This is a genomic window from Streptomyces xanthophaeus, assembly GCF_000725805.1.
Taxonomy (GTDB): Bacteria; Actinomycetota; Actinomycetes; order Streptomycetales; family Streptomycetaceae; genus Streptomyces; species Streptomyces xanthophaeus.
Genome location: NZ_KL647135.1, coordinates 47,233 through 61,790 on the forward strand (window position 1 = coordinate 47,233; position 14,558 = coordinate 61,790).

The following is a 14,558-nucleotide window of genomic DNA, read 5'->3' on the forward strand; positions in this document are numbered from 1 at the left end:
CGATGATCCGACAGGTCACCGCCCTGCGAGAAGGCCTGTACCGGCCGTTTACCACCGGCCACCGCGCCTGGCGTGCGCCCGCCCGTACGGCCGCACGCCACGCATCCGTTCGCCCTCGACGCGCCCCGGGGACGTTCCCCCTATGGGGTACTACTGCGCCGCGCCGCCGCCGTCCACGGGGAGGGCGGCTTCCCGCGCCGCGTCCGGTCCCTGCTCCAGCAGCACGGCGAAACCGGCGTCGTCGAGGATCGAGAGCTTCAGCTGCACGGCCTTGTCGTACTTCGACCCCGGGTTGTCGCCCACCACGACGAACGAGGTCTTCTTCGACACGGAGCCGGTGACCTTGGCCCCGCGGCTCTGCAGCGCCTCCTTGGCCCCGTCCCGGGTGTGGCTCTGCAGGGTGCCGGTGACGACCACGGTCAGCCCCTCCAGCGGCCGCGGCCCCTGCTCCTCGGCGGAACCTTCCTCCTCCATCCGGACGCCCGCCTCCCGCCACTTGCGCAGGATCTCCTGGTGCCAGTCGACGGTGAACCACTCCTTGAGGGAGGCCGCGATGATCGCGCCGACCCCGTCGGTCGCCGTCAGTTCCTCCTCGGTGGCCTGCTCGATGCGCTCGATCGAACGGAACTCGCGGGCGAGGGCCTCCGCGGCGACCGGGCCGACGTGACGGATCGACAGGCCGTTGATGATCCGGGCCAGCGGGCGGTCCTTGGCGGCCGCGATGTTCTCCAGCATCGCCAGGGCGTTCTTCTTCGGCTCGCCCTTCTGGTTGGCGAAGACCGTGACGATCTTCTCCTCGCCGGTCTTCGGGTCCCGCTTGGGCAGTCCGCTGTCCGCGTCGAGGACGTACGCCTTGATGGGCAGCAGCTGCTCGATGGTCAGGCCGAAGAGGTCACCCTCGTCCAGCAGCGGCGCCTCGGCGGGCTCCAGCGGCGCGGTCAGCGCGGCGGCCGCCACCATGCCGAAGTTCTCGATGTCCAGGGACTGCCGGCCGCCGAGGTAGAACAGCCGCTCCCGGAGCTGGGCCGGGCAGGTCTGGGCGTTGGGGCACCGGACGTCGATGTCCCCCTCCTTCATCGGCCGCAGCTCCGTCCCGCACTCGGGGCAGGCGACCGGCATGACGAACTCCCGCTCGCTGCCGTCGCGCAGGTCCACCACGGGCCCGAGGATCTCGGGGATGACGTCGCCCGCCTTGCGCAGCACCACGGTGTCCCCGATGAGCACGCCCTTGGCCTTGACGACCTCCTGGTTGTGCAGGGTCGCGAACTCCACCTCGGAGCCCGCCACGGTCACCGGCTCCACCTGCGCGTACGGGGTCACCCGGCCGGTGCGGCCGACGCCGACCTTGATGTCGATCAGCTTGCTGTTGACCTCTTCGGGCGCGTACTTCCAGGCGATGGCCCAGCGCGGGGCGCGCGCCGTGGAACCGAGCCGGCCCTGGAGGGAGATCTCGTCGAGCTTGACGACGACCCCGTCGATCTCGTGCTCCACCGAGTGCCGGTTCTCGCCGAAGTAGGCGATGAACTCCCGGACCTCGGCGAGCGTGGAGACCACCTTGTTGTGCTGCGCGGTCGGCAGACCCCACTCGTGCAGCAGCTCGTACGCCTGCGACTGGCACTCGATCTCGAAGCCCTCGCGGGCGCCGATGCCGTGCACGACCATGTGCAGCGGACGGCTCGCGGTGACCTTGGGGTCCTTCTGGCGCAGCGAACCGGCCGCCGCGTTGCGCGGGTTGGCGAAGGGCTTGCCCTCCGCCTCGACCAGGCGGGCGTTGAGCTCCTCGAACTTCTCCATCGGGAAGAAGACCTCGCCGCGGATCTCGACCAGCGCCGGGATCCGGTCGCCCTTGAGGCGGTCCGGGATGTCGGCGATGGTGCGGACGTTGGGCGTGATGTCCTCGCCGGTGCGGCCGTCGCCGCGGGTGGCGGCGCGGGTGAGGCGGCCGTTCTCGTAGGTGAGGTTCACGGCGAGGCCGTCGACCTTGAGCTCGCACAGGTAGTGGTAGTCCGAGGTGTTGACGTCGCGGGCCACCCGCTCGGCCCAGGCGGCCAGTTCCTCGTCGTCGAAGGCGTTGTCGAGGGAGAGCATGCGCTCCCGGTGCTCGACGGAGGCGAAGTCCGTCTCGTACGCCCCGGCCACCTTCTGGGTGGGCGAGTCGGGCGTGCGCAGCTCCGGGTACTGCTCCTCCAGCGCCTCCAGCGAGCGCAGCAGCGTGTCGAACTCGGCGTCGCTGACGACCGGCTGGTCGTTCACGTAGTACCGGAAGCGGTGCTCCTCGACCTGCTCGGCCAGGAGCGCGTGCTGCTCACGCACCGCCGCCGGTACTGCCGTGTCCTGCTGTTCGGCTGCCATGCCGTGTCCTCCCGTGGCCCGTCTCGACCGTCACTCAGGGTTGTCGGCGAGCGACCTCGCCGCCCTGACGCAATGGGCCTGCACCGCACGGGCGTAGGCGGGCGAAGCACCCGCCAGGCCGCACGACGGGGTGACCACGACGGACTCCGCCAGAGTCCCCGGGGCCAGCCCCAGCCTGCGCCAGAGCTTCCTGACACCCATGACGCTACCGGCAGGGTCCGACAACGGGCCGTCGGTGCCGGGCACCACTCCGGTGAAGAGTTTCGTGCCGCCTTCGACGGCCTCCCCGATGGCGTCGTCCTCGCGCTCGGTGAGCAAGGAGAAATCGAACGAGACGCCCGTGGCCCCCGCCCGGCGCAGCAGGCCGAAGGGCACCTCGGGCGCGCAGGAGTGGACGACGACCTCCCCGTCGTGGACGGCGAAGAGCTCGCGGAGGGCGCCCTCCACGACCTGGCGGTCCACGGCGCGGTAGGTGCGGTAGCCGCTGGCGGACCGGACCCGGCCCAGCAGGACGGCGGTCAGCGACGGCTCGTCGAACTGCAGCACGACCTCGGCGCCGGGGATCCGCCTGCGGACGTCGGCGAGGTGCCCGCGCAGGCCCTCGGCGAGCGATCCGGCCAGGTCGCGGCAGGCGCCGGGGTCCTGGAGCATCGCCTCGCCCCCGTGCAGCTCCAGAGCGGCGGCCAGGGTCCAGGGGCCGACCGCCTGGACCTTGAGGCGGCCGGTGTAGCCCTGGGTGAACTCCTCCAGGGCGTCCAGGTCCTCGCCCAGCCAGGACCGGGCCCGGCGCGTGTCCCGTCCGGGGCGGTCGCTGATCCGCCAGCCGCTGGGTTCGACGTGCGCGTACATCTCGACGAGCAGCCCCAGCGAGCGCCCGATCATGTCCGCGCCGGGCCCCCGGGCGGGCAGCTCGGCGAGGTACGGGAACTCCTCGAAGGACCCGGTCACGGTCTTCGCGGCCTCGCGGGCGTCGCCGCCGGGCAGCGAGCCGATGGCGGTGGCGCCCCCGCTCATCGGCCCGGCCTGACGGACAGGTCGTTGACCTCGGCGTCGCGGGGCAGGTCGACGGCCATGACGATCGTGGTCGCCACGGACTCGGGGTCGATCCAGTGGGCGGGGTCGTACTCCTTGCCCTCCTGCGAGTGCACCTTGGCCTGCATGGGGCTGGCGGTGCGGCCCGGGTAGACGGAGGTGACGCGGATGCCGTGGGGCTTCTCCTCCGCGCGCAGCGAGTCGGCGAGGGCCTTGAGCCCGTGCTTGGAGGCGGCGTACGCGCTCCACTCCGCGTGCGCGGTCAGCCCGGCGCCGGAGTTGACGAAGACGACGGTGGCGCGCGAGGCCCGCAGCGTCGGCAGCAGCAGCCGGGTGACCTCGGCGGGGGCGATCAGGTTCACGTTGAGCTGCTGGTGCCAGGTCTTGGGGCGCAGCTCGCCCACCGGGCCGAGGTCGACGATCCCGGCGATGTGCAGCAGCGAGTCGATCTGCTCGGGGACCGGCTGCTTCGAGAACGCCCACGAGAGCCGGTCGGGGTCGGCGAGGTCGCCGACGAGGGTGCGCGCACCGGGGTAGCGCTCGACGAGCTGCCGGGCCCGCGCGGCGTCACGGGCGAGGAGCACGAGGTCGTCGCCGCGGGCGTGCAGCCGGTTCGCGACGGCAGCGCCGATGCCGGATCCGGCACCGGTGATCAGGTGAGTAGCCATGGGGCCCATGCTCGCACCCGTCAGCCGCCGTCGGCCGCGCGGTACGCCGCCTCGATCGCGGCGCGGGCCGTGGCGGCCTGCTCCGCCGTGACGGCGGGGGCGAAGCCCCGGCCGACGGTGGCGTGCGGGAGCGACGCGACGAGCCGGGCCCGTACGTCGCCGCGCGGCCCGGCCCACCGCGCCAGCGCCTCGTCCCGTACCTCGGCCAGCGCGGCGGCGCGGTCGGGTGCGGGCGGGGCGAAGCGGCCGCCCGAGGCCCGGACGTGCTCGGACCAGCGGTCCTCCCAGAACTCCACGGTCCAGCCGGGCCAGAGCGCGGCGGGGGTGCGGGAGTGTGCCAGGGCCGTGTTCAGCCACCAGCCGACCCGGCGGCGCTCGGGGTCCACGTGGATCCCGGCGTCGGCGCGCAGCCGGTGGCTGCCGTGGTCGGGTGCGTCCCGGAGCCGGTCCAGCAGGGCGGGCCCCTCCTCGACGGGATGGGCGGCGATGTCGGCGAGGACGTGGCAGCGTCCGGGGCCGGAGCCCGGGCCCGGGCCGACGGTGACCACGGCCACCAGCGGGTCGGGGTCGTCGAGCTCCTCGTCCCCCGGCTCCAGCGCCGGGCCGGGGTGCACGGCGAAGGGGGGTTCCTCCTGCGGCGCGAGGCCGAGGTGGGTGCGCATCGCGCTCTGGCCGTCGTAGAGCCAGCGGACCTCCCAGCCGGGCCAGGCCCGGCGCAGCAGCTCCAGCGCGGCGGCCCGGGTGCGGTGGGAGGCGGCCGGGCCCTCCCAGGCGAAGAGCAGCAGGAGCCGCCGGTCGGGGTCGGCGAGGACGCCCGCCTCGACCATGTCGTCGGGGTACCAGCTCGCGTCGGGGGCGTGGCTGCGCAGGAACGGGAGCACCGCTTGCGGCCCGCCCAGGAGGTCGAGGTCCAGGGCGACCGCGCCGTAGGAGGAGCGGTGCAGGGTGTGGCCTCCGGGGCCGGTGAGCACGAAAGCGGCGCGGTTGCCCATCGGTCAGAGCCCGGCGGCGGCGCGCAGGTGCGCGGCGGTCTTGCGGGCGTCGTAGTCGGCGGGGACGCCCTCGACGAGGACGAGCGTGCCCGCGATGTGGTCGGTGCGCAGGGGCAGGAGCTCCTGGTAGGCGGGCGAGGCGTACCAGGCGCGGGCCCGCTCGATGTCGGCGAAGCCGACCATGACGACGGTGCCGGGGAAGGGACCTTCCAGGACCTCGACCTCGGCGCCGTGGACGAGGAAGCGGCCGCCGAAGGGCTCCAGGGTCGCCTGGATCTCCTCGATGTAGCGCAGGACGTCCTCGTTCATGGTCTCGGGCCGTATGTGGGCGATGGCGTACGCGGTCATGACGGTCACTCCCCTGTCAACCGGCCCGGTGTCCCGGGCTCTTGATCCCATCCTGCCCGAGCGGCCGGTGCCGGACGATGACCCCGGAGGTCATGCCGGGGCGGGGACGGCGGCCGGGACGCCGGCGGGGGCCGCGGCGTGCGGCTGGAAGGTGCGGCGGTAGGCGATCGGGGAGATGCCGAGGGACGTGCGCATGTGCTGGCGCAGGGAGTTGGCGGAGCCGAAGCCGGCCCGGTGGGCGACCAGGTCGACGGGGAGGTCGCTGGACTCCAGCAACTGGCGGGCGATCTCCAGGCGTTGGACGGTCAGCCACTGGACCGGGGTCATGCCGACCTCGTCGCGGAAGCGTCGGGTGAAGGTGCGCAGGCTCATCCGGGCGTGGGCGGCGAGCTCGGCGAGCGCGATCGGCTCGCCGAGGCGCTCCAGGGCCCAGGCGCGGGTGGCGGTGGTGGTCGCGACGGTGGGCTCGGGCACGGGCCGGTCGATGTACTGGGCCTGGCCGCCGTCGCGCCAGGGCGGCACGACGCACAGCCGGGCGGCGCGGTTGGCCACGGCCGTGCCGTGGTCCTGGCGGATCATGTACAGGCAGAGGTCGACGCCCGCGGCCACGCCCGCCGAGGTGAGGATGTCCCCGTCGTCGACGAAGAGGACCTCCTCGTCGAGCCGCACGCGCGGGAAGCCGCGCTGGAACTCCGGCGCGTGCAGCCAGTGCGTGGTGGCGGGGCGGCCGTCGAGCAGCCCGGCGGCGGCGAGGACGTAGGAGCCGGTGCACAGGGACACCAGCCGGGTGCCGGGCCTGATCGCGGCGAGGGCGTCGGCCAGCGCCTGCGGCAGGGGTGCGCCCTGCGCGAGCTCGTCCATGGAGTGCGTGGGCGTGATGATCACGGTGTCGGCGGCGGCGAGGGCCTCGGGGCCGGCCGAGACGCCGACGGTGAAGCCCGCGTCGCTGGCCACGGGCTGCCCGTCGGCGGTGCAGACGGTCAGCTCGTAGAGCGGGTTCCCGGCGTCGTCCAGGGCGTTGCCGAAGACCCGGGAGGGGATCCCCAGCTCGAACGGGGGGACGCCTTCGAGTGCGAGTACGGCGATCCGGTGCATGGCCAAATCCTGACACATGGTGGCCGTACGGCCAACACCATGCGGGGCGGCGGGCGGCCAAGCTGGAGTCATCGGCCGGGGAAACCGGCACGAAAATGAACCAAGGAGACATTCATGCGCGCCGTCGTCGTGAGCAAGTGGGGCGGACCCGAGGTCCTCGTCGAGACGGACGTCGAACGTCCGGAGCCCGGCATGGGCGAGGTCCTCGTCCGGGTCCGCGCGGCCGGGGTGAACCCGGTGGACTGGAAGACCCGGGAGAGCGGCGCCCTCATCCCCTGGGGCCCGGTACCGGCGGTCGGCTGGGACGTGTCGGGCACCGTCGAGGCCGTCGGACCGGGCGTGACCCTGTACCGGGCCGGCGACGAGGTGTACGGGATGCCCCGCTTCCCGCAGCAGGCCGGGGCGTACGCCGAGTACGTGACCGCCCCCGCCCGGCACTTCGCCCGCAAGCCCGCCTCGCTGGACCACGTACAGGCGGCCGCGCTGCCGCTGGCGGCGCTGACCGCCTGGCAGGCCCTGGTGGACACGGCCGCCGTGTCGGCCGGACAGCGCGTGCTGGTGCACGCGGCGGCCGGCGGCGTCGGCCACCTGGCCGTGCAGATCGCGAAGGCGCGCGGCGCGTACGTGATCGGCACCGCGAGCGCCGCCAAGCACGACCTGCTGCGCGAGCTGGGCGCCGACGAGGTGATCGACTACCGCACGACGGACTTCGAGGACGTCGTCTCGGACGTGGACGTCGTGCTCGACGCGATCGGCGGGGACTACGGGCAGCGCTCGCTGAAGGTGCTGAAGCCCGGCGGCCACCTGGTGACCCTGCCCGGCCCGGACGGGATCCCGGCCGACACGCGGGGCGTGCACGCGGCCTGGGTCCTGGTGGAGCCGGACCTGGCGGGCCTCCAGGAGATCGCGGCCCTCGTCGAGCAGGGCCTGCTGAAGCCGCTCGTCGACACGGTGCTGCCGCTGGAGCAGGCCGCGAAGGCCCACGAGATCGGCGAGCAGGGCCGCACCACCGGCAAGATCGTCCTGACCGTCGCCTGAGTCGGTCTAGGCGGACGCGGTGGCCGCGGCCCGGGTGGTCGTGGCGATGGTGGCGGAGCCGACCACGCGCGTGCCGTCGTAGAGGACAATCGCCTGGCCGGGGGCCACGCCGCGGACCGGTTCGGTGAAGGTGACGCGCAGCTCGCCGTCCACGAGCTCGGCGAAGACCTCGGTCTCGCCGCCGTGGGCGCGCAGCTGCGCGGTGTAGGTGCCCGGGGCGGCGGCCGTCGATCCGCACCAGCGGGGGCGGATCGCGGTGAGGGCCGTGACGTCGAGGGCCTCGACGGGGCCGACGGTGACGGTGTTGTTCACCGGGGAGATGTCGAGCACGTAGCGCGGCTTGCCGTCGGCGGCGGGGTGGCCGATGCGCAGGCCCTTGCGCTGGCCGATGGTGAAGCCGAAGGCGCCCTCGTGGGTGCCGACCTTCTCACCGGTCTCGTCGACGATGTCGCCCTCGGCCTTGCCGAGGCGGTTCGCGAGGAAGCCCTGGGTGTCGCCGTCGGCGATGAAGCAGATGTCGTGGCTGTCGGGCTTCTTGGCGACGGCCAGGCCGCGCTCCTCGGCCTCGGCGCGGATCTCTTCCTTGGTGGTGAGGGTGTCGCCGAGCGGGAAGAGGGCGTGGGCGAGCTGCTTCTCGTCGAGGACGCCGAGGACGTACGACTGGTCCTTGGCCATGTCGGAGGCGCGGTGCAGCTCGCGGGTGCCGTCCTCGTTCAGGACGACGGTGGCGTAGTGGCCGGTGCACACGGCGTCGAAGCCCAGCGCGAGCGCCTTGTCCAGCAGCGCCGCGAACTTGATCTTCTCGTTGCAGCGCAGGCACGGGTTGGGGGTGCGGCCGGCCTCGTACTCGGAGATGAAGTCCTCCACGACGTCCTCGCGGAAGCGCTCGGCGAGGTCCCAGACGTAGAAGGGGATGCCGATGACGTCGGCGGCGCGGCGGGCGTCGCGGGAGTCCTCGATGGTGCAGCAGCCGCGGGCACCGGTCCGGAAGGACTGCGGGTTCGCGGAGAGCGCGAGGTGGACGCCGGTCACGTCGTGCCCGGCTTCTACGGCGCGGGCGGCGGCGACGGCGGAGTCCACTCCGCCGGACATGGCGGCCAGGACGCGAAGGGGGCGGGCGGTGCGCGGCAGGTTCTCAGTCATAGCACCGTCCAGAGTACGGGGAACCGCGCGGGGTCACAGCGCGTTATCGGGGTACGGGGGGTGGATCACATGGGGACCGAAGGCGAGAAGGCCGGGTCGAAACGCGGCAGGACCCGCAGGGCGGTGCTGTTCGGAGGGCTCGGGATACTCACGGTGACGGCCGTCGTCGGCCGGGACGAGATCAGACGGGGCTGGTGGCTGCTGCCGGGGGTGGCCAAGCCGCGCAAGGAGGGCGAGCTCGACCACGCGGGCGCGAACTGGACCGCGGCCTCGCCGGCGAACTGGCGGCTGGCGGACCGGCCGGACGACTACCGGGTGGACCGGATCGTCGTGCATGTCACACAGGGCGGCTTCGCATCGTCCGTGGACGCGTTCAAGAACCCCTGGCACAAGGCGTCGGCGCACTACATAGTGCGCCAGGACGGCCACATCGAGCAGATGGTGCGCGAGCTCGATGTCGCCTTCCACGCGGGCAACCGCAAGATGAACGAGCGGAGCATCGGCATCGAGCACGTGGGCTTCGTGGACCGTCCGAAGGACTTCACGGACGCCCTGTACGCGGCCTCGGCGCGGCTGGCGGCCGATGTCTGCCGCCGGTACGGCATACCCGTGGACCGCACCCACATCGTGGGGCACTCGGAGGTCCCCGGCGCCGACCACACGGACCCGGGCCGCCACTGGGACTGGGACCGCTACCTGCGCCTCGTCCGCGAGGCACTGGGCTAGCCCAGTGCCGTCCCGTCCCGTCCTGTGTCGGCTGCGGCCTAGCTGAGTCCGGCCGTGCGGGCGCGTTCCACGGCCGGGCCGATGGCTGCGGCGAGCGCCGCCACGTCCTCCTTGGTGGAGGTGTGGCCGAGGGAGAAGCGCAGGGTGCCGCGGGCCAGCTGCGGGTCGGTGCCGGTGGCGAGCAGGACGTGGCTGGGCTGGGCGACGCCCGCGGTGCAGGCCGATCCGGTGGAGCACTCGATGCCCTGGGCGTCGAGCAGGAGCAGCAGGGAGTCGCCCTCGCAGCCGGGGAAGCTGAAGTGGGCGTTGGCGGGGAGCCGGTCGTCCGGGTCGCCGCCGAGGACGGCGTCGGGCACGGCCGCGCGGACGGCGGCGATCAGCTCGTCCCGCAGGCCCCCGATCTCCGCGGCGAACCGCTCCCGCCGCTCGGCGGCGAGGACGGCGGCCACCGCGAAGGCGGCGATGGCCGGCACGTCGAGGGTCCCGGAGCGGACGTGCCGCTCCTGGCCGCCGCCGTGCAGGACGGGTACGGGGGTCTGGTCGCGGCCCAGGAGCAGGGCGCCGATGCCGTAGGGGCCGCCGATCTTGTGGCTGCTGACGGTCATGGCGGCGAGGCCGCTGTCACCGAAGTGCACGTCGAGCTGGCCGAAGGCCTGGACGGCGTCGGAGTGCAGCGGGATGCCGTACTCGCGGGCGACGGCGGCCAGTTCGCGGACCGGCATGACGGTGCCGATCTCGTTGTTGGCCCACATGACGGTGGCCAGGGCCACGTTCGCGGGGTCGCGTTCGACCGCTTCCCGGAACGCCTCGGGGTGCACGCGTCCGTAGCGGTCCACGGGCAGGTACTCGACCTGCGCGCCCTCGTGCTCGGCCAGCCAGTGGACGGCGTCGAGGACGGCGTGGTGTTCCACGGGACCGGCGAGGACCCGGGTCCGGGCGGGATCGGCGTCCCGGCGGGCCCAGTAGAGGCCCTTGACGGCGAGGTTGTCGGCCTCCGTGCCGCCGGCGGTGAAGACCACCTCGCTCGGGCGGGCACCGATCGCCTCGGCGAAGGCCTCGCGGGCCTCCTCGACGGTACGGCGGGCGCGGCGGCCGGCAGCGTGCAGGGAGGACGCGTTTCCCGTGGCGGCGAACTGCGCGGTCATCGCCGCAGCGGCCTCCGGCAGCATCGGCGTCGTGGCGGCGTGGTCGAGGTAGGCCATGATCCCCCGATTCTACGAGTCCGCCGGGCGGCGGATACCCGCGGTGGTCCGGATTCCTCCGGAGCCGCGGGGCCCGCGCCGCCCGGCGGAGCCGTTCAGCCCTGGCGCGGCGCGCGAGCCAGCTGCCGGGACTGGGCCACCAGGCGGTCCGCCGAGTCCCAGACCTCGGCGTCCTCCTCGAGGAAGCCGCCCGCGAGATTGCGGGTGGTGATGGAGACGCGCAGCGGGCCCGGGGCCGGACGTACGTGTGTGGTGAGTTCCACGGTCGGGGCCCAGCCGATCAGGCCCAGGTCGAAGGCGGTGGGCGGCAGCGCGTCCACCGCGAGGAGCATGGACAGCGGGTCGGCGTCACGGCCGTCGGCCAGCTCGAACCAGGCACGCATCTCCCCCTTGCCGGAGGGTGCGCCGACCGCCCAGCCCGCCGTCGCCGGGTCCAGCCGCAGCCGGAGCCGGTCCACGATGGCGGAGCTGCCGGGGATGGGCGCCGGGCCCGCTTCGGCGCCGAGGCAGTCCTCGTAGGCCGGCATGACGGGCGCCGTGGCGACCGTGCGGACGTCGTCGGACAGGGCCGAGAGGTCGCCGTAGGAGGCGAGGACGCGGATCCGCTCGATCTCGGCGCCGCTCTCGTCGAACTGGAAGAGGGAGGCCTGGCCGGTGGAAAGGGTGCGGCCGGTACGGACGACCTGCGTGCGGATGACCGCGGGGCCGGGCACGGAGGAGGTCAGGTAGTGGGCGGAGACGGTGAAGGGGTCCGGGTGCGGCAGGGCCGCCGACAGCGCCCGGCCGACCAGGGCCAGCAGGTATCCGCCGTTGACGGCGGTGATGATCGTCCACCCCGCGGAGAGTTCCGCGTCGTACACCCCGGGCTCGTCCGCGCGCGGGACGATGGTGGTGTCGCGGTCGAACTCGCTGTCGCCTATGGAGGCCTGGGCTGCTGCGTATGCCATGAAACCGACGGTACACCGGGAGGCTACTAAGCGGTAGCTTTCTTTTGTTACGGCTCTTCGGCCACCGCGGAACGGCGGTTCCAGGCCAGCGGCGCCCGCCAGTGGTAGTGCATCGCGAGGATCCGCAGGACGAAGGTGGTGACGATCGCCAGGGCGGTGGTGAAGGCGTTCAGCGCGTCCAGGGCGATGGACACCGCGACCGTCGAGGCGCCGACCACGGCGGGTACGGCGTACATCTCGCGGTCGCGCAGCAGCGAGGGCACCTCGTTGACCAGCACGTCGCGCAGGACGCCGCCGCCGACGGCCGTGGCCACGCCCAGCGCGGCGGACGCGGTGAGGCCGAGGCCGAACTCGTAGGCCTTGGTCGTGCCCGTCACGCAGAACAGGGCGAGACCGGCCGCGTCGAAGACGTTGATGGCGCGGTTGATCCGCTGGACCTCGGGGTGCAGGAAGAAGACGAGGGCCGCGGCGACCAGCGGCGTGACGAAGAAGCTGAGCTCCCCGAAGGCGGCCGGCGGGGCGGCGCCGATGACCAGGTCGCGGAAGAGCCCGCCGCCGAGGGCGGTGACCAGGGCGAGGACGGCGATGCCGAAGACGTCGAAGTTCTTGCGGACGGCGAGCAGGGCGCCCGCGGTGGCGAAGACGAAGATGCCGGCGAGGTCCAGGGCATGCTGGATCCCGGGCGGGAAGAGATCGTGGAGCACCCGGCCATTGTCACCTGCGGCGGGCCCCGGCCGTGCCCGGCGGGCGCCGGGCCCGCGGCGGGGCCCGGCCCGCCACGGCCCCGCCGGCGGGGGCACGCCGACGCGGGCACGCCGACGCGGGCACGCCGACGGGGCCGGAGCGCGTCGCGAGGCGCGCTCCGGCCCCGTCGGGCCGATCAGTCGGGCGGATCAGTCCGTGACCAGCGCCACGGCCTCCGCGGCGCCCGGCAGGGCCGGATCGCCCGGGGCCTGGTCGGGAGCGTTCTCCGGGTGGTGACAGGCGACCTGGTGGCCCGTCTTCAGCGCCAGCATCGGCGGCTCCTGGGTGGTGCAGACCTGCGTCGCCTTCCAGCACCGCGTGTGGAAGCGGCAGCCGCTCGGCGGCGAGATCGGCGACGGCACGTCGCCCTTGAGCAGGATGCGGCCGCTCTTGGCGCCCCGCCGCCTCGGGTCGGGCACCGGCACGGCCGACAGCAGGGCCGTGGTGTAGGGGTGCATCGGGCTCTCGTAGAGCGACTTGCGGTCGGTCAGCTCCACGATCTTGCCGAGGTACATCACCGCGATGCGGTCGGAGACGTGCCGGATGACCGACAGGTCGTGCGCGATGATCACGTAGGTGAGGCCGAGCTCCTCCTGGAGGTCGTCCAGCAGGTTGACCACCTGGGCCTGGATCGACACGTCCAGCGCGGACACCGGCTCGTCGGCCACGACCAGCTTCGGCTTCAGGGCCAGGGCCCGGGCGATGCCGATGCGCTGGCGCTGGCCGCCCGAGAACTCGTGCGGGTAGCGGTTGTAGTGCTCGGGGTTCAGGCCGACCAGGGACAGCAGCCGCTGCACCTCCGCCTTGACCCCGCCCTCGGGGGTGACGCCCTGGAGCTTGAAGGGGGCCGAGACGATGGCGCCGACCGTGTGCCGCGGGTTCAGGGAACCGTACGGGTCCTGGAAGATCATCTGCACGTCGCGGCGCAGCGGACGCATGCCCGCCACCCCGAGGTGCGTGATGTCCCTGCCCTCGAACTCGACCTTTCCGCCGGTCGGTTCGAGCAGCCGCGTGATCAGCCGGCCCATGGTGGACTTGCCGCAGCCGGACTCGCCGACCACGCCCAGGGTCTCACCGCGCCGGACGTCGAAGTCGATCCCGTCCACGGCCTTGACGGCCCCCGCCTGCCGGCGCAGCAGCCCCTTGTTGATGGGGAAGTGCTTGACCAGGCCGGTCACCTTCAGCAGCGGCTCCGCCTCGGAGTCCTTCTTCATGTCGCTCACAGCTTCGGCGCAATCTCTTCGGTCCAGATCCGGGTCCGCTCCTCCTGCGACATGTGGCAGGCGGACCAGTGCCGGCTGTCGTCCTGGATCAGCTCGGGCCGCTGGGTGCGGGTGATGCCGCCCTTGGGGACGTCGGCGTACGGGCAGCGCGGGTTGAAGGCACAGCCGCTGGGGATGTTGATGAGGCTGGGCGGCGAGCCCTTGACCGGGATGAGGCGCTCGGTCTGGTCGCGGTCGATGCGGGGCATCGAGCCCAGCAGGCCCCAGGTGTAGGGGTGGCGGGGCTCGTAGAACACCTTCTCGGCGGTGCCCCGCTCGACGCACCGGCCGCCGTACATCACGAGGATCTCGTCGGCCATCTCCGCGACCACGCCCAGGTCGTGCGTGATCATGATGACCGCGGAGCCGAACTCCTTCTGCAGGTCCCGGATCAGGTCCAGGATCTGCGCCTGGACGGTGACGTCCAGGGCGGTGGTCGGCTCGTCCGCGATGAGCAGCTCGGGGTTGTTGACCAGGGCCATGGCGATCATCGCGCGCTGGCGCATGCCGCCGGAGAACTCGTGGGGGTACGCGTCCACGCGCCGGTGGGGCTCGGGGATGCCGACCCGGTCGAGCATCTCGACGGCCCGCTTGCGGGCCGTCTTCTTGTCGACGTCCTGGTGGGTCCGGTAGGCCTCGACGATCTGCGCGCCGACCGAGTAGTACGGGTGCATCGCGGAGAGCGGGTCCTGGAAGACCATGGCCATCTTGCGGCCGCGGAGCTTGCGCACGTGGTCGGCGTCGGCGCTGACGAGGTCCTCGCCGTCGAGCCGGACCTCGCCCGAGATGTGCGGGCGGCTGCGGGCGTTGCCGGTGCGGTGCAGGCCCATGATGGCCAGCGAGGTCACCGACTTCCCGGAGCCGGACTCGCCGACGATCCCGAGCGTCTTGCCGCGCTCCAGGTCGAAGGAGAGCCCGTCGACGGACTTGACCAGTCCGTCGTCCGTGGGGAAGTGCACCTTGAGGTCGCGCACCGAGAGGTAGGCGCCGTCCGGCGGCCCGGCCTGTT

General features: G+C 73.1%; 14 protein-coding genes. 2 read left to right on the forward strand and 12 right to left on the reverse strand.

Annotated elements, in window-relative coordinates; translation table 11 throughout:
* Positions 1 to 150: 150 nt before the first annotated feature.
* The 6 genes from ligA to IO30_RS0136240 all read right to left on the reverse strand — a co-directional run bounded on the left by ligA (position 151) and on the right by IO30_RS0136240 (position 6,487).
* Positions 151 to 2,352: an NAD-dependent DNA ligase LigA gene (gene ligA / locus IO30_RS0136215; RefSeq protein WP_031150313.1), complete on the reverse strand. Its 2,202-nt coding sequence runs from the start codon at positions 2,350 to 2,352 to the stop codon at positions 151 to 153.
* A 30-nt stretch (positions 2,353 to 2,382) separates the two neighbouring features.
* Complete coding sequence (locus IO30_RS0136220; RefSeq protein WP_031150315.1) at positions 2,383 to 3,366, reverse strand: methionine synthase; 984 nt, start codon at positions 3,364 to 3,366, stop codon at positions 2,383 to 2,385.
* Positions 3,363 to 4,052 carry an SDR family oxidoreductase gene (locus tag IO30_RS0136225; RefSeq protein WP_031150317.1) on the reverse strand — a complete coding sequence of 230 codons (690 nt, stop codon included), beginning with the start codon at positions 4,050 to 4,052 and terminating at the stop codon, positions 3,363 to 3,365. Before IO30_RS0136225 ends, IO30_RS0136220 begins: the two co-directional genes overlap by 4 nt.
* 20 nt (positions 4,053 to 4,072) lie before the next feature.
* Positions 4,073 to 5,044, reverse strand: a complete 972-nt coding sequence (locus tag IO30_RS0136230; protein WP_031150319.1) for a hypothetical protein — start codon at positions 5,042 to 5,044, stop codon at positions 4,073 to 4,075.
* A gap of 3 nt (positions 5,045 to 5,047) precedes the next feature.
* Positions 5,048 to 5,392, reverse strand: coding sequence for a DUF1330 domain-containing protein (locus tag IO30_RS0136235; RefSeq protein WP_031150321.1), 345 nt, complete (start codon positions 5,390 to 5,392; stop codon positions 5,048 to 5,050).
* A gap of 90 nt (positions 5,393 to 5,482) precedes the next feature.
* Positions 5,483 to 6,487, reverse strand: coding sequence for a GlxA family transcriptional regulator (locus IO30_RS0136240; RefSeq protein ID WP_078903875.1), 1,005 nt, complete (start codon positions 6,485 to 6,487; stop codon positions 5,483 to 5,485).
* Positions 6,488 to 6,601: 114 nt separating this feature from the next.
* Here IO30_RS0136240 and IO30_RS0136245 point away from each other — a divergent pair, with 114 nt between their 5' ends.
* Entirely contained in the window at positions 6,602 to 7,525 is a 924-nt protein-coding gene (locus IO30_RS0136245) for an NADP-dependent oxidoreductase (protein WP_031150325.1), read from the forward strand.
* Positions 7,526 to 7,531: 6 nt separating this feature from the next.
* Here IO30_RS0136245 and mnmA read toward each other — a convergent pair whose 3' ends face one another.
* Positions 7,532 to 8,668, reverse strand: a complete 1,137-nt coding sequence (mnmA, locus tag IO30_RS0136250) for a tRNA 2-thiouridine(34) synthase MnmA (protein WP_031150327.1) — start codon at positions 8,666 to 8,668, stop codon at positions 7,532 to 7,534.
* A gap of 69 nt (positions 8,669 to 8,737) precedes the next feature.
* On the opposite strand from mnmA, the gene IO30_RS0136255 reads away from it, so the two are divergent.
* On the forward strand, positions 8,738 to 9,394 hold the full coding sequence (locus tag IO30_RS0136255) for an N-acetylmuramoyl-L-alanine amidase (protein ID WP_031150329.1): 657 nt from the start codon (positions 8,738 to 8,740) through the stop codon (positions 9,392 to 9,394).
* Positions 9,395 to 9,432: 38 nt separating this feature from the next.
* Here IO30_RS0136255 and IO30_RS0136260 read toward each other — a convergent pair whose 3' ends face one another.
* The 5 genes from IO30_RS0136260 to IO30_RS0136280 form a co-directional block, all read right to left on the reverse strand.
* Entirely contained in the window at positions 9,433 to 10,596 is a 1,164-nt protein-coding gene (locus tag IO30_RS0136260; RefSeq protein WP_031150331.1) for a cysteine desulfurase family protein, read from the reverse strand.
* Positions 10,597 to 10,691: 95 nt separating this feature from the next.
* Positions 10,692 to 11,543 (reverse strand): thioesterase family protein, encoded by an 852-nt coding sequence (locus IO30_RS0136265; protein WP_031150333.1) that lies wholly within the window; start codon positions 11,541 to 11,543, stop codon positions 10,692 to 10,694.
* Positions 11,544 to 11,590: 47 nt separating this feature from the next.
* Positions 11,591 to 12,247 (reverse strand): trimeric intracellular cation channel family protein, encoded by a 657-nt coding sequence (locus IO30_RS0136270; protein WP_031150335.1) that lies wholly within the window; start codon positions 12,245 to 12,247, stop codon positions 11,591 to 11,593.
* Positions 12,248 to 12,436: 189 nt separating this feature from the next.
* Positions 12,437 to 13,501, reverse strand: coding sequence for an ABC transporter ATP-binding protein (locus IO30_RS0136275; protein ID WP_051859114.1), 1,065 nt, complete (start codon positions 13,499 to 13,501; stop codon positions 12,437 to 12,439).
* A gap of 5 nt (positions 13,502 to 13,506) precedes the next feature.
* A complete protein-coding gene (locus IO30_RS0136280) occupies positions 13,507 to 14,523 on the reverse strand; it encodes an ABC transporter ATP-binding protein (RefSeq protein ID WP_234321642.1) in 1,017 nt (338 codons plus the stop codon).
* Positions 14,524 to 14,558: the final 35 nt, after the last annotated feature.